Source organism: Cellulomonas fengjieae (assembly GCF_018388465.1).
Lineage (GTDB): Bacteria > Actinomycetota > Actinomycetes > Actinomycetales > Cellulomonadaceae > Cellulomonas > Cellulomonas fengjieae.
The window spans coordinates 1,407,991-1,425,183 of record NZ_CP074404.1; the positions used below are offsets into that span (position 1 = coordinate 1,407,991).

A 17,193-nucleotide genomic window follows, 5' to 3' on the forward strand; every position below is an offset into this window, starting at 1 on the left:
GACGGTGGCCCCGGCCCTGCGGGTCGGGGCCACCGTCGCACGCAGCACGACCGGCGCTCCGACCAGCGCCCGGACACCACCTGTGGAGGCACCGTGACCCATGACCCCGAGTCGACGCGTGGGGCCGTGCCGGACCGGCGCGTGCTCCTCAAGCTGTCCGGCGAGACGTTCGGCGGCGGTGACGTGGGCCTCGCGGCCGACGTCGTCCAGCGCGTCGCCGCGGAGATCGCGGTGGCGGTCCGCAGCGGCGTGCAGGTGGCGATCGTCGTGGGCGGTGGGAACTTCTTCCGCGGCGCCGAGCTGTCGCAGCGCGGGATCGACCGGGCGCGCGCCGACTACATGGGCATGCTCGGCACGGTGATGAACTGCCTGGCGCTCCAGGACTTCCTCGAGCAGGCGGGTGTCAGCACGCGCGTGCAGACCGCGATCGCGATGGGCCAGGTGGCCGAGCCGTACATCCCGTTGCGGGCCATCCGGCACCTCGAGAAGGGCCGCGTCGTGATCTTCGGTGCGGGCGCGGGGTTGCCCTACTTCTCGACCGACACGGTCAGCGTCCAGCGCGCGCTGGAGACGCACTGCCACGAGGTCCTCATGGGCAAGAACGGCGTGGACGGCGTGTACTCGGCGGACCCGCGTACCGACCCGGACGCCGTGAAGCTGGACCACCTCACCTACACCGACGCGCTGGTCAACGACCTGGGCGTCATGGACGGCTCGGCTCTCAGCCTGTGCCGCGACAATGACGTGCGCATGCGCGTGTTCGGCCTCGAGGAGGCCGGCAACGTCACGCGTGCGCTGCAGGGTGAGAAGATCGGGACGCTGATCACGGCCAGCTGAGCAGCCTCAGCAGCCAGCACAGACCGAGACACACACGACACGCACGAAGGAGCTCCGGTGATCGACGAGACCCTCTTCGAGGCTGAAGAGAAGATGGACAAGGCCGTCGAGGTCGCCAAGGAGGACTTCTCGACGATCCGTACTGGTCGGGCCAACGCCGCGATGTTCTCGAAGGTGTTCGTCGACTACTACGGCAGCCCGACGCCGCTGCAGCAGCTGGCGTCCTTCAACGTGACCGAGGCGCGCACCATCCTGGTCTCGCCGTTCGACAAGTCGTCGACCGCGGCGATCGAGAAGGCGCTGCGTGACTCGGACCTGGGCGTGAACCCGACGAACGACGGCAACGTCATCCGCATCGTCCTGCCTGCCCTGACGCAGGAGCGCCGCAAGGACTTCGTCAAGCTCGCGAAGTCGAAGGCGGAGGACGCGCGCGTCTCGGTGCGCAACGTGCGCCGTCGCGCCAAGGAGGAGCTGGACCGCATCGTCAAGGACGGCGAGGCGGGCGAGGACGAGGTCGGCCGGGCGGAGAAGGAGCTCGAGGCCCTGACGAAGAAGCACGTGGACCTCATCGACCACCTGCTCTCGTCCAAGGAGAACGAGCTCCTCGAGGTCTGATGAGTCAGACAGCCATCGCCGCCACCCGGACGCCACGCACCGGTCGAGACCTCCCCGTCGCGATCGTCGTCGGCGTCGCCATGCTCCTGGCGGTGGTCGCCTCCCTGTTCATCCGCAAGGAAGCCTTCGGGATCGTCGCCGTCCTGTGCGTGTGCGCGGGCCTCTGGGAGCTCGCGCAGGCGTTCACCCGCCGCAACATCCACCTCCCGCTTCTCCCGCTGCTCGTGGGGGCCGTGGGCATCCTGGTCTCGGCGTACACGGCCGGTCCTGAGGCCCTGTTCGTCGCGTTCATGCTGACGGTCGGGGGCGTCGTCGTCTGGCGCGTGCTCGACGGCAGGGGGCAGCCCGCCCTGCGCGACGCGACCGCCGGCGCGTTCGCCGCCGCGTACCTGCCGTTCCTCGGCGGCTTCGTCATGCTCCTGCTGGCCGAGCCCGACGGTGCACGGCGCGTGATGCTCTTCATCCTGCTGTGCGTCGCCAGCGACGTGGGCGGCTACACCGTCGGCGTGCTGCTCGGGCGGCACCCGCTCGCGCCGTCGGTGAGCCCGAAGAAGACCTGGGAGGGCCTCGCGGGCTCCGTCGTGCTCGCGTGCGTCGTCGGCGTCGTGGGCGTGCAGGTGGCCTTCGACGGCGAGCCGCTGGTCGGGGTCTTCCTCGGCCTGGCGACGGTCGTCACGGCGACGCTGGGCGACCTGTCCGAGTCGCTGCTCAAGCGCGACCTCGAGCTCAAGGACATGGGTCGGCTGGTCCCCGGCCACGGCGGCCTGCTGGACCGCCTCGACTCCCTGGTCCTGACCGCTCCCGTCGTCTACGTGATCCTCACCGTCCTCCAGCCCGCCTGATCCGACCTGAGAGGGGGAACCCGCCATGACCGGTACACCCGTGCGCCTCGACCTGTCCTCACCCACCCGGGGACCCCGGGGCAAGCCGCCCAAGCACTTCGTCGACCTCACGCCCGAGCAGCGGATCGAGGCCGTCACCGACCTGGGTGAGAAGCCGTTCCGCGCCAAGCAGCTGGCGACGCACTACTTCACGCACCTGACCAACGACCCCGCGCTGATGACCGACCTGCCCAAGGCGACGCGCGACAAGCTGGTCGAGGGCCTGTTCCCGCAGCTGCTGACGGCCCACCGCACGCAGACCGCCGACAAGGGCACCACGGTCAAGACGCTGTGGCACCTGTTCGACGGCGCCAAGGTCGAGTCGGTCCTCATGCGCTACCGCAACCGCACCACGCTCTGCGTCTCGAGCCAGGCGGGCTGCGGCCTCGCGTGCTCGTTCTGCGCGACCGGTCAGCTGGGTCTGACCCGGAACCTGTCGACGGCGGAGATCGTCGAGCAGGTGCGCGCCGCGGCACGGTCCCTCGCGGACGGTGAGGTGCCCGGTGGCCCGACGCGCCTGACCAACGTCGTGTTCATGGGCATGGGTGAGCCGCTGGCCAACTACAAGTCCGTGATGGAGACCGTCCGGCGTCTGGTCGCGCCGGCTCCCGACGGGCTCGGCATGTCCGCGCGCAACGTGACGGTCTCGACGGTCGGCATGGTGCCGGCCATGGACCGGCTGGCCAAGGAGGGGATCCCGGTGACGCTCGCGCTGTCGCTGCACGCCCCCGACGACGAGCTGCGCAGCGAGCTGGTGCCGGTGAACACGCGCTGGAGCGTCGACGAGGCGCTCGACTCCGCGCACCGCTACTTCGAGGTCACGGGGCGCCGCGTGTCCATCGAGTACGCCCTGATCCGGGACATCAACGACCACGCCTGGCGGGCGGACCTCCTGGGCGAGAAGCTCAACGCCCGGGGGCGCGGCTGGGTGCACTGCAACCCGATCCCGCTGAACCCGACGCCGGGCTCGAAGTGGACGGCGAGCGATCCCCGGGTGGAGCAGGAGTTCGTGGCACGCTTGCGGGCGCACGGGATCCCGACCACGATCCGGGACACTCGCGGGAGCGAGATCGACGGCGCCTGCGGGCAGCTTGCGGCGGAGGAGGACGAGTGAGCGACGGGATGTTCCGGACCGTCTCTGGCCTCAAGCAGGGGTACGACCCCGACGAGGTCGACGACTTCTTCGAGCACGCCCGCGCCGTCTACGAGCAGGGTCCCCCCTCCGCGCTCGCCAGCAAGGACGTGCGGGGCGTGGCGTTCGACATGGTGCGCGGCGGCTACGTCACCGCGGCCGTCGACGCGGCGCTCGACCGCCTGGAGGCAGCCTTCGTGGCCCGCTCGCGGGCGGAGTACATCTCGACGCAGGGCCAGCAGGCGTGGATGGAGCACCTCAGCGAGCAGGCCCGGACGCTGTACGGCCGACTCGGGCGCCCGGACGGGGACCGTTTCGCGCCGCCCGAGGGTCGCGAGCAGGGGTACGAGCCCGCCGACGTCGATGAGCTGTGCCAGCGACTGGTCGCCTACTTCGACAAGGGCACGCCCCTGTCGGCGGCCGAGGTCCGGTCGGCGACGTTCCGCCGCCGCCGGGGTCGCAACGCCTACGCGGAGGGCCCCGTGGACGCCTTCATGGCCCGCGCGGTCGAGGTGCTGCTCGGCGTCGAGTGACCGTGCACCGCACCCGATGCACGAGGATGGCTGCGTGACACAGCGCAGCGTCGTCCTCCTCGGCTCCACCGGGTCGATCGGTACCCAGGCCGTCGACGTCATCACCCGCAACCCCGAGCGGTTCACCGTCGTGGGGCTCAGCGCGGGCGGCGGTGACGTCGCCCTGCTGGCACAGCAGGCCCGCGCGCTCGGCGTCTCCGCGGTGGCCGTCGCCGACCCGCGTGCCGAGGCGCCGCTGCGTGACGCGCTGCCCGGTGTGGAGCTGCTCGTCGGGCCACAGGCGTCGACAGATCTCGCCGGTCGCGGTGCCGACGTCGTGCTCAACGGGGTCACGGGGTCGGTCGGGCTCGGTCCGACGCTGGCCGCGCTCGAGTCGGGCAGCACGCTCGCGCTGGCCAACAAGGAGTCACTGGTGGTCGGCGGGGCGCTGGTGCAGGCGGCCCGACGCCGACCGGACCAGATCGTCCCGGTCGACTCCGAGCACTCCGCGATCGCGCAGGCGCTGCGGGGCGGCACCCACGCCGAGGTGCGGCGGCTCATCCTCACGGCCTCGGGCGGGCCGTTCCGGGGCTGGGCGCACGACGACGTCAAGACGGTCACGCCACAGCAGGCGCTGGCCCACCCGACCTGGTCCATGGGGCCGGTCGTGACGATCAACTCGTCGACGTTGATGAACAAGGGCCTGGAGCTCATCGAGGCGCACCTGCTGTTCGACGTCCCGGTCGAGGACATCACCGTGGTGGTGCACCCGCAGTCGGTGGTGCACTCGATGGTGGAGTTCGTCGACGGGTCCACGCTCGCGCAGGCGTCGCCGCCCGACATGCGGCTGCCGATCGCGCTCGGCCTGTCCTGGCCGGACCGCGTGCCCGAGGTCGCGCCGCCGTGCGACTGGACCCAGGCCACGGCCTGGACGTTCGAGCCGCTGGACGAGGCGGTGTTCGGGGCCGTCCGCCTGGCCCGTGCGGCGGTCGCGGCGTCCGCCACGCACCCCGCGGTCTACAACGCCGCCAACGAGGAGTGCGTCGAGGCGTTCCTCGCGGGCCGGATCGGGTTCCTGGACATCGTGGGGACGGTCGAGCGGGTCCTCGGCGAGCACGACGGCACGGCGCCCGACGCGCTCACGCTCGAGACGGTGCTGGCGGCGGAGGGCTGGGCCCGCGCCCGCGCCCAGGAGCTCCTGGCACGCGCCTGACGCCGGGTCGGCCGGCTCTCAGCGTCCCAGGACGTGGTTCACGAGGTCGCTCAGCCGGCTCGGGTGACCGGTGCGCGACTCGGTCCGGTCCGCCCACGCCGTGGCGCGGCGGGCGGCGGTGATGCCCGCCCAGCGGACGGGCTCCGGCTCCCACGCGGGGGAGCGGTGGCCCACCCAGGGCAGCCGGACCAGCTCGCTGTCCGCGCCCGTGAGCAGGTCGGCGAGCGTCCGGCCCGCCAGGTTGGTGAGCGAGACGCCGTCGCCGACGTAACCGCCGGCCCACGCGATGCCCGTCTCGACGTCCAGGCCCACCGACGGGTGCCAGTCGCGGGGGACGCCGAGCGGGCCGCCCCAGTGGTGCGTGACCTCGGCGTGCTCGAGCACCGGGAAGAGGTCGACGAGCGCGCGCTCCAGGTGCACCGCGGCCGACCGCACCTGGTCGTATGCCGGCTCGATCGAGGAGCCCAGGTGGTAGGGCGCGCCACGACCGCCGAACGCCAGCCGGTCGTCCGTGGTGCGCTGGCCGTACACGATCAGGTTCCGCGCGTCGGTGAACGTCTGCGCCCGGTCGAGCCCGATCTCGGCCCACACCTCGGGCGGCAGGGGCTCGGTGGCGACCATGTGGGAGTACACCGGCGCCACGTCCCTCCGGTACCCCGGTAGCTGGGCGCTCCAGGCCTCGGTCGCCCGGACCACCCAGCGGGCGCGGACGATCCCGTGGTCGGTGACCACGGCCCGGGGCGAGAGCCGCAGCGCCCGCGTCCCCTCCACCAGCCGGGCGCCTCGCGACAGCACGACCTCGAGCAGACCCCGGACCAGCTGCAGGGGCTGGATGCGCGCACAGTCGGGGGTGTACGAGCCGCCGATTACGTCGGTGGCCCGCACGTGCTCGGCAACGGCCTCGGCGTCCAGCAGGTGCGACTCGTCCTCCCACCGGGCATCGGCCGCGACGCCCTCGGCGACGCGCTCCAGCTGAGGCCTGTTGCGGGCGAGCGTGACGGTCCCGCCGAAGGCGAAGCCGCAGTCGATCTGCTCCGCGGCTGCGACCCCACCCACCTCGACGACCGTGTCGCGCATCGCCGCGCGCATCGCACGGGCGGAGTCGCGCCCGTGCCGGTGGGCCAGCTCGTCACCGGAGACGGGCAGCAGGGCGGAGCACCACCCGCCGTTACGGCCGCTGGCCCCGAAACCGGCCTCGTGCGCCTCGACCAGGAGCACGTCCAGCGACGGGTCCGCCTCGAGCAGGTAGTACGCCGTCCACAGGCCGGTGAGGCCGGCGCCGACGACGACCACGTCGGTCTCGGTGTCCCCGTCGAGCGGGTCCGACGGGACGCGGGCCGGCACCTGGTCCGACCACAGCGGCACGCCACGAGGAACCGTCACAGGCGCGCCCAGGCCTCGGTCAGAACGCCCCGCAGGATCGCGGTGATCTCGTCGAACTCGGCCTGCCCGCAGGTCAGCGGTGGGGCGAGCTGGATCACCGGGTCGCCGCGGTCGTCGGCCCGGCAGTACAGCCCCGCCTCGTAGAGCGCACCGGACAGGAACCCGCGCAGCAGGCGCTCGCTCTCCTCGTCGTCGAACGTCTCCCGCGTAGCCTTGTCCTTGACCAGCTCGATCCCGTAGAAGAAGCCCTCACCGCGGACGTCCCCGACGATCGGCAGGTCCAGCAGGCCCTCGAGCGTGCGGCGGAAGGCCGGTGCGAGCTCCTTGACGTGCGAGGTGATGCCCTCGCGCTCGAACAGGTCGAGGTTCGCGTTCGCGACCGCCGCCGAGACGGGGTGCCCACCGAACGTGTACCCGTGGGTGAAGGACGCGTCACCCGTCGCGAACGGCTCGTACAACCGGTCGGAGGCGATCAGGGCGCCGATGGGGGAGTACCCCGACGACATGCCCTTGGCGCACGTGATCATGTCGGGGACGTAGCCGAAGTCGTCGCACGCGAACATCGAACCGATCCGGCCGAACGCGCAGATGACCTCGTCGGAGACCAGCAGCACGTCGTGCTCGTCGCAGATCTCGCGGACCCGCTCGAAGTACCCGGGGGGAGGCGGGAAGCAGCCCCCGGCGTTCTGTACGGGCTCGAGGAAGACGGCCGCGACGGTGTCGGCGCCCTCCATCTCGATGGCGTCGCCGATGCGGTCGGCGGCCCAGCGGCCGAACGCCTTCGGATCGTCACGCAGGTGGTCGGGGGCGCGGTACTCGTTGGTGTTCGGCACCTTGTGGGCCCCCGGCACGAGCGGCTCGAACTGCGCCTTGAGCGTCGGCAGGCCCGTGATCGACAGCGCGCCGTGGGTGGTGCCGTGGTAGGCGATCGAGCGGGAGATGACCTTGTACTTGTTCGGCTTGCCCGTGAGCTTGAAGTAGTTCTTGGCCAGCTTCCAGGCGGTCTCGACGGCCTCGCCACCGCCGGTGGTGAAGAAGACGTGGTTGAGGTCGCCGGGAGCGTACGCGGCGAGGCGCTCGGCGAGGTCGATCGCCTGCGGGTGCGCGTAGGACCAGAGCGGGAAGAAGGCGAGCTGCTCCGCCTGTGCGCGGGCGGCCTCGGCCAGCTCGGTGCGCCCGTGCCCGGCCTGCACGACGAACAGCCCCGAGAGCCCGTCGATGTACCGGCGGCCCGTGTCGTCCCAGATGTGGTGCCCCTGGCCGCGCACGATCGTCGGCACGCCGTGGTCCCAGGTGCTCTGCCGCGTGAAGTGGCCCCAGAGGTGCGCCCTGGCGGCCGCGGAGCGGTCCGTGCCCAGGCTCGTCACAGGAGCGGTCGTGCTCATCGGGTCCCCCAGTTGTAGAGCTGCTTGCGCAGCTTCAGGTACACGAACGTCTCGGTGGTCCGCACGCCGGGCAGCGAGCGGATCTTCTGGTTCAGCACCTCCAGCAGGTGGTCGTCGTCCTCGCAGACCACCTCGCAGAGCAGGTCGAACCCACCGGCCGTGATGACGACGTAGTCGACCTCGGGGAGCGCGGCTAGCGCGTCGGCGACGAGCGACAGGTTCCCCTCGCACCGCAGACCGATCATGGCCTGCCGGGTGAACCCGACCTGCAGCGGGTCGGTGACCGCGACGATCTGCATGACGCCCGAGTCGGTGAGCCGCTGGACGCGCTGGCGGACCGCGGCCTCCGACAGCCCGATCGCCTTGCCGATGGTCGCGTACGGTCGCCGGCCGTCCTCCTGGAGCTGCTCGACGATGGCCTTCGAGACATCGTCGAGCGCCGGGTGTCCCGCGGCTCGTCTGCGTGTGCCCACCCGCCGATCGTGGTGGGCGACGGCACTGCGCGCAAGGGAGAGCGGACACCGGGAGCACAGGAATCCGTCGCGACAGGGCGCGAGAACTTCTGATTCCGGCGTCTGCGGATGCCAGACGGGCCGAAGTGGCCGTCCAGGGCTGCCGAACGACGCGGTTGCGGCGTAGCGTGCCCAGCACCGACTGTGAGGAGATCCGCCGTGACCCAGACCGCCGAGATGCTCGACCTGCGCAACGTCATCGGGGGCGTGGAGCGACCTGCCGCGGACGGCCGCACGACCGCGGTGGTCGACCCGTCCACGGGTGTCGAGTACGCGCGTGCACCGCTGTCCGGCGACCGGGATGTGGACGCGGCCTACGCCGCGGCGTCGGACGCGTTCACCACGTGGGGACGGACCACGCCGGCCGAGCGTCAACTCGCGCTGCTGCGCCTCGCCGATGCCATCGAGCAGCGGGCCGACGAGTTCGTGGCCGTGGAGTCGCGCAACACCGGCAAGCCGCTGCACCTGACCGCCACCGACGAGGTCCCCCCGTGCGTGGACCAGCTCCGCTTCTTCGCGGGCGCGGCGCGCGTCCTCGACGGGCTGAGCGCGGGCGAGTACCTGGCCGGGCACACCTCCTGGGTGCGCCGGGAGCCGGTCGGCGTGGTCGGTCAGGTGACGCCGTGGAACTACCCGCTGATGATGGCCATCTGGAAGATCGCCCCCGCGCTCGCGGCGGGCAACACGGTCGTGCTCAAGCCGTCCGACACCACGCCGGCGTCGACGCTGCTGCTCGCGCAGGTCGCCAACGAGGTGCTCCCGCCCGGCGTGCTCAACGTCGTGTGCGGCGACCGCGACACCGGCCGGGCGCTCGTGTCGCACCCCCGTCCGGACATGGTGGCCATCACCGGGTCCGTGCGCGCCGGGTCGCAGGTGGCCGAGGCCGCGGCGGCGAACGTCAAGCGGGTCCATCTGGAGCTCGGCGGCAAGGCGCCGGTCGTCGTGTTCGCGGACGCCGACCTCGCCGCGGCGGCCGAGGGCATCGCGGGCGCCGGGTACTACAACGCGGGTCAGGACTGCACGGCGGCGACGCGCGTGCTGGTGCACGCCTCGGTGCACGACGACTTCGTGGCGGCGCTCGCCGAGGCCGCGCGGGGTCAGCGCACCGGGCTCCCCAGCGACCCGGGCGTCGCCTTCGGCCCCGTCAACAACGCGGTGCAGCTGGAGCGCGTGACGGGCTTCCTCGACCGGCTCCCGGACCACGCCTCGATCGTGGCCGGGGGACACCGGGTGGGGGACTCGGGGTACTTCGTCGAGGCGACCGTCGTCGCGGGGCTGCGCCAGCAGGACGAGGCCGTGCAGGACGAGATCTTCGGGCCGGTCATCACGGTCCAGACGTTCACCGACGAGGACGAGGCGATCGCGCTCGCCAACGGTGTGCGGTACGGCCTGTCGAGCTCGGTGTGGACGCAGAACCACGGCCGGGCGCTGCGGGTGTCGCGGGCCCTGGACTTCGGCGTGGTGTGGATCAACACCCACATCCCGTTCGTGGCGGAGATGCCGCACGGTGGCTTCAAGCACTCCGGGTACGGCAAGGACCTGTCGATGTACGGGTTCGAGGACTACACGCGCGTCAAGCACGTGATGTCTGCGTTCGACGCATAGCGCGACGGATCCCGGGGCCGATTGTTCCGCCCGTGCAACATTTCCGTTGCGGACGGATGCCGAGGCCACGAATTCCTTGCTGGTCGGCTGTCCGTTTGCAAGGATCCACGGACCGCCGCCCACGGCGGAGCCCGTCGGCATCCGAGGAGCCCCATGCGCCCCCATCGTCGCCCCGTCCCCGCCGACCCCCGGGTCCGCGCACTGGTCGCCCAGGCGGCGAACCGGGGCGCCATGTCGCGCCGCTCGTTCCTGGTCGGTGCCCTCGGCACGGCCGGTGTCGGGGCGGTGCTGGCTGCCTGCGGGACCGGGTCCCCGTCCACGGGCGCGTCCTCGGCGCAGGACCTGTCCGGCCGCGAGAAGGTGGTGCGCTGGGCGAACTGGACGCAGTACCTCGACCAGGACGAGGACGGGACCACGTACCCGTCCCTGCAGGCCTTCGAGGAGCAGTCCGGGATCGCGGTCACCTACGCGGAGGACGTCGACGACAACGACGCGTTCTACGGGAAGGTGTCGGGGCAGCTGAAGAACGGCCAGGACATCGGCTACGACATCGTCACGCTGACCGACTGGATGGCCGCGCGCATGATCCGGCAGGGCTACACCCAGCAGCTGGACAGGTCCCGCATGCCCCACGCGGACAACATCCTGCCCAACCTGGCGGACGTGGACTTCGACGAGGGCCGGCTGCACTCGTTGACGTGGCAGTCGGGGTTCGCCGGTCTGGCCTGGGACAAGGAGAAGGTGCCGGGCGGCCTGCACACGCTCTCGGACCTGTGGGCCCCGGAGCTCGCCGGACGCGTCGAGGTCCTCTCGGAGATGCGGGACACGATCGGCCTGATCATGCTCGACCAGGGCGTCGACCCGTCGGGAGCCTGGACCGACGACGACTTCCACGCGGCGCTCGAGGTGCTCCGCGAGAAGATCGACTCGGGTCACATCCGGCAGGTCCGCGGCAACGCCTACACGCAGGACCTGGCGTCCGGCGACGCGATCGCCGTCATCGGCTGGTCGGGGGACATCACGTCCCTCAACTACGAGGCGGACGGCCGGTTCGAGTTCGCCCTCCCGGAGGCGGGAGGGACGCTCTGGAGCGACAACCTGCTCGTGCCCGTCGGCTCCCCGCACCGGCGCAACGCCGAGGACCTCATGAACTACTACTACGACCCCGAGGTGGCGGCGCAGGTGGCGGCGTGGGTCAACTACATCACCCCGGTGCAGGGCGCCCAGGAGGCCATGCTCGCGATCGACCCGGAGCTGGCCGAGGACCCGATGATCTTCCCGACCGAGGAGATCCTGGCCGGCGTCAGGGTGTTCCGGACCCTCACCCCCGACGAGGAGGAGCGCTACAACGGCGAGTTCCTCACCGTGATCGGCGCATGACGGGCGCGTCCGTGGCCCCGGTCGGACCGCCGGCCACGACGGGCGGCGCGCTCGAGCTCGACGGCGTCTCCAAGGCGTTCGGTCCCTTCGTCGCCGTCGACGACCTGACCCTGACCGTCCCGGCCGGGTCGTTCTTCGCGCTGCTCGGCCCCTCGGGGTGCGGCAAGACGACGACGCTGCGGATGGTGGCCGGCCTGGAGCGGCCGACGGCGGGCACGATCAGCATCGGGGGCCGGGACGTGACCGGCACGCGGGCGCACGAGCGGCCCGTCAACACGGTGTTCCAGAGCTACGCGCTGTTCCCGCACCTGACGGTGGGGGAGAACGTGGCCTTCGGCCTCAAGCGGTCGCGGGCGGACGGCATCGCCGCTCGGGTGGCCGAAGGGCTCGAGCTGGTCGAGCTGGGCCACCTGGCGCAGCGCAAGCCGGCACAGCTGTCGGGCGGGCAGCAGCAGCGGGTCGCGCTCGCCCGAGCACTGGTCAACCGGCCCTCGCTGCTCCTGCTCGACGAGCCGCTCGGCGCCCTCGACCTCAAGCTCCGGCGGCAGATGCAGCTGGAGCTCAAGCGCATTCAGCTGGAGGTCGGCCTCACGTTCGTGCACGTGACGCACGACCAGGAGGAGGCCATGACGATGGCCGACACGGTCGCCGTGATGAACCGTGGCCGGATCGAGCAGCTGGGCTCACCCGCCGAGCTGTACGAGCTGCCGCGCACGTCGTTCGTCGCCAACTTCCTGGGCCAGTCCAACCTGGTGCCCGGCACGGTGACCGAGGACCTGACGGAGCAAGGGCTGCTGGGGGTGGACGTGCGCGGGACGCGGGTGCTCGTCCCGCGGTCGCGGGCCGTGCGCACCGAGGGCGCCGTGCTCGTGGGGGCGCGGCCGGAGAAGATGCGGCTGCTCGTGGGCGACCAGGCACCCGGTCCAGGCGAGAACGAGCTCGGCCCGGGCACCGTCACCGACGTCTCCTTCACGGGCGTGAGCACCCAGTACCAGGTCCAGGTCCCCGGGCTGGGGACGTTCGGCGTGTTCGCGCAGAACCTCCTCGGCGGCGCCACGGTCTCGGTGGGCTCGTCCGTGCGGCTCGCGTGGGCGGTCGACTTCACGTTCGGCCTCGACGGCGCGGAGGCGGCCGACGCCGGCACGGTCGACCTGGACGACGAGCCGTGAGCATCGCGGCCGCGCTCGCCGGCAGCACGACGTCGGACAGCGCGCCCCCGCGCCGCGCCGCGCAGCGCGCACACCTGTTCCTGCTGGGCCCGGGGCTGCTCTATCTCGGGTTGTTCTTCCTCGTCCCCGTGGTCGCGCTCCTCGCCACGTCGCTCTACGTGCCGATACCCGGTGGGGACGTGGGGGAGTACCAGCCGGCCTTCCACTGGCAGAACTACCTCGACGCGCTCGCCCAGTTCTGGCCCGCCGTCCTGCGCTCCTTCTGGTTCGCCTTCCTGGCCACCGTGGCGGCGCTGCTCATCGGGTACCCCATGGCCTACGTGATCGCGGTCCGGGCCCGGGGGCGCACGCTGCTGCAGGGGCTGCTGCTGGTGCTCGTCGTCGCGCCGTTCTTCACCAGCTTCATCCTGCGCACCGTCGCGTGGAAGCAGATCCTGGCCGACGACGCGCTCGTGGTGACCGCCCTGCACTGGCTGCGTCTCCTGCCGGCGGACGAGCGGCTCACGGCCACGCCGTTCGCGGTGGTCAGCGGCCTGACCTACAACTTCCTGCCCTTCATGGTCCTGCCCATCTTCGCGGCGCTCGGGCGGCTGGACGCGCGGCTCCTCGAGGCCGGTGCCGACCTGTACGCCTCGCCGGTGACCACCTTCCGCACGATCACGTGGCCGCTGTCGATGCCGGGGGTCGTCGCGGGCACGCTGCTCACCTTCATCCCGGCGGCCGGCGACTACGTCAACGCGTCCCTGCTGGGCAACAACACGAACACGACGATGGTGGGGCAGGTCATCGACGCGCGCTTCTTCAAGGTGCTCGACTACCCGACGGCCGCGTCGTTGTCGGTGGTGCTGATGGTCGCCATCCTGGCGCTGGTCGGCGTGTACGTGCGCCGTTCCGGGACGGAGGACCTGCTGTGACGGTCCTCCTGGAGCGTGACGAGTCCACGGCCGCCTCGGCGCCGCCGCGCCGCGCACCGCGCCGCAGCCGCCGTCGGCTCGGAGACCTGGTGGTCCCCGTCTTCGCCGCGCTCGCGTTCGTCTACCTGCTGGTGCCGGTCGCCTACACAGTCGTGTTCTCGTTCAACGACGCGGGCAAGACCAACCTCGTCTGGCGCGGGTTCACCCTGGAGAACTGGCAGAACCCGTGCGCGGCACCGCAGGTCTGCGAGGCCTTCGCCAACTCGCTGCAGGTCGGCGTGGTCTCGACCCTGATCGCGACCGCGCTCGGCACCCTCGTGGCGATCGCGCTGGTCCGGTTCCGGTTCCGGGGGCGGGCGCTGACCAACCTGCTGATCTTCCTGCCGATGTCCACCCCCGAGGTCGTCCTCGGTGCCGCGCTGCTCGCGCAGTTCCTCACGCTGCGGCTCCCGCTCGGGTTCGGCACGGTCGTGGCGGCGCACGTGCTCTTCTGCATCAGCTTCGTCGTCGTCACCGTCAAGGCGCGCGTCGCGAGCCTCGACCCCGCGCTCGAGGAGGCCGCGGCCGACCTGTACGCCTCGCCGTGGCAGGCCTTCTGGCGGGTGACCTTCCCGCTCCTGCTGCCCGGCATCGCGGCGGCAGCGCTGCTCGCGTTCAGCCTGAGCTTCGACGACTTCATCGTCACCAACTTCACGTCGGGCTCGTACACGACCTTCCCCAAGTTCGTGTACGTCTCGGCCACCCGCGGCATCCCGCCGCAGGCCAACGTGATCAGCTCGTTCATGTTCGTCCTGGCCCTCGCGATCGTGGTGCTGGTCCAGGTGCTCGGCTACGCCCGGGGCAAGCGGTTCGGGGCACGGGGAACGACATAGTCACGGCGAACGACACAGTGAGGTCGGAGGCGGCTCTCGTGCGGATCCTGGTGGTCGGAAGTGGCGGGGTGGGCGACGCCGTCGCGCGGATCGCGGCGCGACGGTCGTTCTTCGACCGGCTCGTGGTCGCGGACGTGGACCTCGGTCGCGCCCAGCGGACCGTCGCGGCGGCGAGCGAGCACGACGTCGTCGGCGGACGGATCAGCGCCGCCGTCGTCGACGCATCGAGCGCGGACGCCGTCGAGGCGCTGGTGCGCGAGCACGGGGCGACGCACGTCCTGAACGCGGTCGACCCCCGGTTCGTGCTGCCGATCTTCGAGGGCGTGCGGGCGGCGGGCGCGCACTACCTCGACATGGCGATGTCGTTGTCCCGCGCGCACCCCGAGCGGCCGTACGAGCTGCCGGGCGTCAAGCTGGGGGACGAGCAGTTCGCCCAGGCCGGCCGGTGGGAGGCCGGCGGACAGCTCGCCCTCGTGGGGATCGGTGTCGAGCCCGGTCTGTCCGACGTCTTCGCCCGCTACGCGGCGGACCACCTGTTCGCCGAGATCGACGAGCTCGGCGTGCGCGACGGCGCCAACCTGGAGGTGCGTGGCGACGACGGGGAAACGGTCTTCGCGCCGTCGTTCTCGATCTGGACCACCATCGAGGAGTGCCTCAACCCGCCGGTCATCTGGTCCGCGGACCGCGCCGAGGCCGGTACCGGGCTCGAGGACGGCTGGTACACGGTCGAGCCGTTCCACGAGCCGGAGGTGTTCCGGTTCCCGGAGCCGATCGGGGACGTGGAGTGCGTGCACGTCGAGCACGAGGAGGTCCTCCTCATGCCCCGCTGGGTGGACGCCCGGAAGGTCACCTTCAAGTACGGGCTCGGTGAGGAGTTCATCGGCGTGCTGCGGACCCTGCACCGCCTGGGCCTGGACCGCACGGATCCGGTGACGGTCCGCGGTGTCCACGTCAGCCCGCGTGACGTGGTCGCCGCCGTGCTGCCCGACCCGGCGTCGATCGGCCCGCGGATGACCGGGTCGACGTGCGCCGGGCTGCTCGTGACCGGTACCGGGACGGACGGCACCCCGCGCGAGGTCTACCTGTACCACCTGGTCGACAACGCCTGGTCGATGGCCGAGTACGGCGCGCAGTGCGTGGTCTGGCAGACCGCCGTGAACCCTGTCGTCGCGCTCGAGCTGCTGGCCGGCGGGACCTGGTCCGCGGCGGGCGTGCTCGGACCCGAGGCGTTCGACGCGGTCCCGTTCCTCGAGCTCCTCGCCGCCCCGGCCCCGGCCGGGTACGGCTCGCCGTGGGGCATGCAGGAGCGCGACCCGGGCTAGAGGGAGCGGATCGCGTCCTCGAGCACGGTCAGCCCCTCGTCCAGCAGGTTGTGCCCGATGACCAGCGGCGGGAGCAGCCGCAGGACGTTGCCCCACGTGCCGCACGTGAGCACCAGCACGCCCTGCTGTGCGCAGGCGGCGGCCACCCGCTGCGCGGCGGCCCTGTCCGGCTCGAGCGTGCCCGGCAGGACCAGCTCCAGGGCGAGCATCGCGCCGCGGCCGCGCACCTGGGCCACGGCCGGGACCTCGTCGGCCAGCGCCCCCAGCCGGCCCAGGACCGCGGCCTCGATCGCCCGCGCCGCGCCGGCCAGGTCGTCCCGCTCGTAGATCTCCAAGGACGCGAGCGCCGCGGCGCACGCCAGGGGGTTGCCGCCGAACGTGCCGCCCAGGCCGCCCGCGTGCACGGCGTCGAGCAGCTCGGCGCGGCCGGTGACCGCCCCGAGCGGCAACCCGCCGGCGATGCCCTTGGCCAGCGCGACCAGGTCGGGCACGACGCCCTCGTGGTGCATGGCGAACATGTCACCGGTCCGGGCGAACCCGGTCTGCACCTCGTCGGCCACCAGCACGATCCCGCGGTCGGCGGCCCACGCCGCGAGCGTCGGCAGGAATCCGGGAGCGGGGACGACGAAGCCGCCCTCGCCCAGGATCGGCTCCAGCACGAGCGCGGCGACCTGGTCGGCACCCACCTGGCGCTCGGCGACGTCGATCGCCCGCAGCGCGGCCTGCTCACCCGTCATGCCCGCCGGGTCGCGCAAGGGGTAGGACGCGGGCACGCGATAGACCTCGCCGGCGAACGGTCCGAAGCCCGTCTTGTAGGGCATCGCCCGGGCCGTCATCGCCATCGTCAGGTTGGTGCGCCCGTGGTAGGCGTGGTCGAGCACCAGGACCGCGGGGCGGCCCGTGGCCCGGCGGGCGATCTTCACCGCGTTCTCGACGGCCTCGGCGCCGGAGTTGACCAGGACGGAGCGCTTGTCGTGCGTGCCCGGCGTGATCCGCGCCAGGCCCTCGCAGACGGCGACGTACTCCTCGTACGGGCTGATCATGAAGCAGGTGTGCGTGAAGTCCGCGGCCTGCGCCGCGACGGCCGCGGTGACCTCGGGCGCGCTGGCCCCGACGGACGTCACCGCGATGCCCGAGCCCAGATCGATCAGCACGTTGCCGTCGACGTCCTCGATCACCGCGCCCGCGGCCCGCTGGACGTAGACCGGCAGCGTGGATGAGACGCCGGCGGCGACCGCGGCCGACCGCCGGGCGCCCAGGGCGACTGAGCGCGGACCTGGGATCGGTGTGCGCAGCACTCGGCGCTGCTCGAGCGGGGACGGTGCGGCGACCACGGCAGTCATAGGGGGACGGTAGTTGCGATCGGGCGCCGGGGACAGGACCGCGCAGCCACCGACGCCCGCGTCGGCACGACCGGGTGCTCGCGGCGCGCTTTCAGGGCCTTCTCAGGGATCCACGGCA

16 protein-coding genes are annotated in these 17,193 nt (G+C 72.1%); 12 read left to right on the top strand and 4 right to left on the bottom strand.

Translation table 11 applies throughout. The annotated features are described in order from the left end of the window. The first annotated feature begins 93 nt into the window (after positions 1 to 93). The 6 genes from pyrH to dxr are packed head-to-tail and all read left to right on the top strand — an operon-like array spanning position 94 to position 5,190. A complete protein-coding gene (pyrH, locus tag KG102_RS06525) occupies positions 94 to 837 on the top strand; it encodes a UMP kinase (RefSeq protein WP_213363041.1) in 744 nt (247 codons plus the stop codon). A gap of 57 nt (positions 838 to 894) precedes the next feature. Continuing rightward, positions 895 to 1,452, top strand: a complete 558-nt coding sequence (frr, locus tag KG102_RS06530; protein ID WP_208213913.1) for a ribosome recycling factor — start codon at positions 895 to 897, stop codon at positions 1,450 to 1,452. Then, complete coding sequence (locus KG102_RS06535) at positions 1,452 to 2,294, top strand: phosphatidate cytidylyltransferase (RefSeq protein ID WP_208289194.1); 843 nt, start codon at positions 1,452 to 1,454, stop codon at positions 2,292 to 2,294. Before frr ends, KG102_RS06535 begins: the two co-directional genes overlap by 1 nt. Positions 2,295 to 2,319: 25 nt before the next feature. After that, the gene (gene rlmN, locus KG102_RS06540) at positions 2,320 to 3,447 is read left to right on the top strand and encodes a 23S rRNA (adenine(2503)-C(2))-methyltransferase RlmN (RefSeq protein WP_208213911.1); all 1,128 of its coding nucleotides are present in this window, start codon (positions 2,320 to 2,322) and stop codon (positions 3,445 to 3,447) included. Further along, on the top strand, positions 3,444 to 3,998 hold the full coding sequence (locus KG102_RS06545; protein WP_208213910.1) for a DivIVA domain-containing protein: 555 nt from the start codon (positions 3,444 to 3,446) through the stop codon (positions 3,996 to 3,998). The genes rlmN and KG102_RS06545 overlap by 4 nt, the downstream gene beginning before the upstream one ends. Positions 3,999 to 4,032: 34 nt before the next feature. Next, positions 4,033 to 5,190, top strand: a complete 1,158-nt coding sequence (gene dxr, locus KG102_RS06550) for a 1-deoxy-D-xylulose-5-phosphate reductoisomerase (protein ID WP_208213909.1) — start codon at positions 4,033 to 4,035, stop codon at positions 5,188 to 5,190. Between the two features lie 18 nt (positions 5,191 to 5,208). Here the strand turns inward: dxr and KG102_RS06555 are convergent, their stop codons facing one another. From KG102_RS06555 to KG102_RS06565, 3 genes are read right to left on the bottom strand one after another with little or no spacing between them, the layout of a single operon-like run. Continuing rightward, on the bottom strand, positions 5,209 to 6,555 hold the full coding sequence (locus tag KG102_RS06555) for an NAD(P)/FAD-dependent oxidoreductase (protein WP_249667497.1): 1,347 nt from the start codon (positions 6,553 to 6,555) through the stop codon (positions 5,209 to 5,211). A 14-nt stretch (positions 6,556 to 6,569) separates the two neighbouring features. Continuing rightward, positions 6,570 to 7,958, bottom strand: a complete 1,389-nt coding sequence (locus tag KG102_RS06560; protein WP_208289192.1) for an aspartate aminotransferase family protein — start codon at positions 7,956 to 7,958, stop codon at positions 6,570 to 6,572. Further along, a complete protein-coding gene (locus tag KG102_RS06565) occupies positions 7,955 to 8,431 on the bottom strand; it encodes an Lrp/AsnC family transcriptional regulator (protein ID WP_208213907.1) in 477 nt (158 codons plus the stop codon). The genes KG102_RS06560 and KG102_RS06565 overlap by 4 nt, the downstream gene beginning before the upstream one ends. A gap of 216 nt (positions 8,432 to 8,647) precedes the next feature. On the opposite strand from KG102_RS06565, the gene KG102_RS06570 reads away from it, so the two are divergent. The 6 genes from KG102_RS06570 to KG102_RS06595 all read left to right on the top strand — a co-directional run bounded on the left by KG102_RS06570 (position 8,648) and on the right by KG102_RS06595 (position 15,732). Further along, positions 8,648 to 10,075 carry a gamma-aminobutyraldehyde dehydrogenase gene (locus tag KG102_RS06570; protein WP_208289501.1) on the top strand — a complete coding sequence of 476 codons (1,428 nt, stop codon included), beginning with the start codon at positions 8,648 to 8,650 and terminating at the stop codon, positions 10,073 to 10,075. 153 nt (positions 10,076 to 10,228) lie between these two features. Next, positions 10,229 to 11,455, top strand: a complete 1,227-nt coding sequence (locus KG102_RS06575; protein ID WP_208289191.1) for an ABC transporter substrate-binding protein — start codon at positions 10,229 to 10,231, stop codon at positions 11,453 to 11,455. Continuing rightward, positions 11,452 to 12,624 (top strand): ABC transporter ATP-binding protein, encoded by a 1,173-nt coding sequence (locus KG102_RS06580; RefSeq protein WP_208289189.1) that lies wholly within the window; start codon positions 11,452 to 11,454, stop codon positions 12,622 to 12,624. The genes KG102_RS06575 and KG102_RS06580 overlap by 4 nt, the downstream gene beginning before the upstream one ends. Continuing rightward, complete coding sequence (locus KG102_RS06585; RefSeq protein WP_208289188.1) at positions 12,621 to 13,538, top strand: ABC transporter permease; 918 nt, start codon at positions 12,621 to 12,623, stop codon at positions 13,536 to 13,538. Before KG102_RS06580 ends, KG102_RS06585 begins: the two co-directional genes overlap by 4 nt. 86 nt (positions 13,539 to 13,624) lie before the next feature. After that, entirely contained in the window at positions 13,625 to 14,410 is a 786-nt protein-coding gene (locus tag KG102_RS06590; RefSeq protein ID WP_208214319.1) for an ABC transporter permease, read from the top strand. A gap of 38 nt (positions 14,411 to 14,448) precedes the next feature. Next, positions 14,449 to 15,732: a saccharopine dehydrogenase family protein gene (locus KG102_RS06595; protein ID WP_208289500.1), complete on the top strand. Its 1,284-nt coding sequence runs from the start codon at positions 14,449 to 14,451 to the stop codon at positions 15,730 to 15,732. Here the strand turns inward: KG102_RS06595 and gabT are convergent. Then, the gene (gene gabT, locus KG102_RS06600; protein ID WP_208289187.1) at positions 15,729 to 17,075 is read right to left on the bottom strand and encodes a 4-aminobutyrate--2-oxoglutarate transaminase; all 1,347 of its coding nucleotides are present in this window, start codon (positions 17,073 to 17,075) and stop codon (positions 15,729 to 15,731) included. The genes KG102_RS06595 and gabT overlap by 4 nt on opposite strands. Between the last annotated feature and the right edge of the window lie 118 nt (positions 17,076 to 17,193).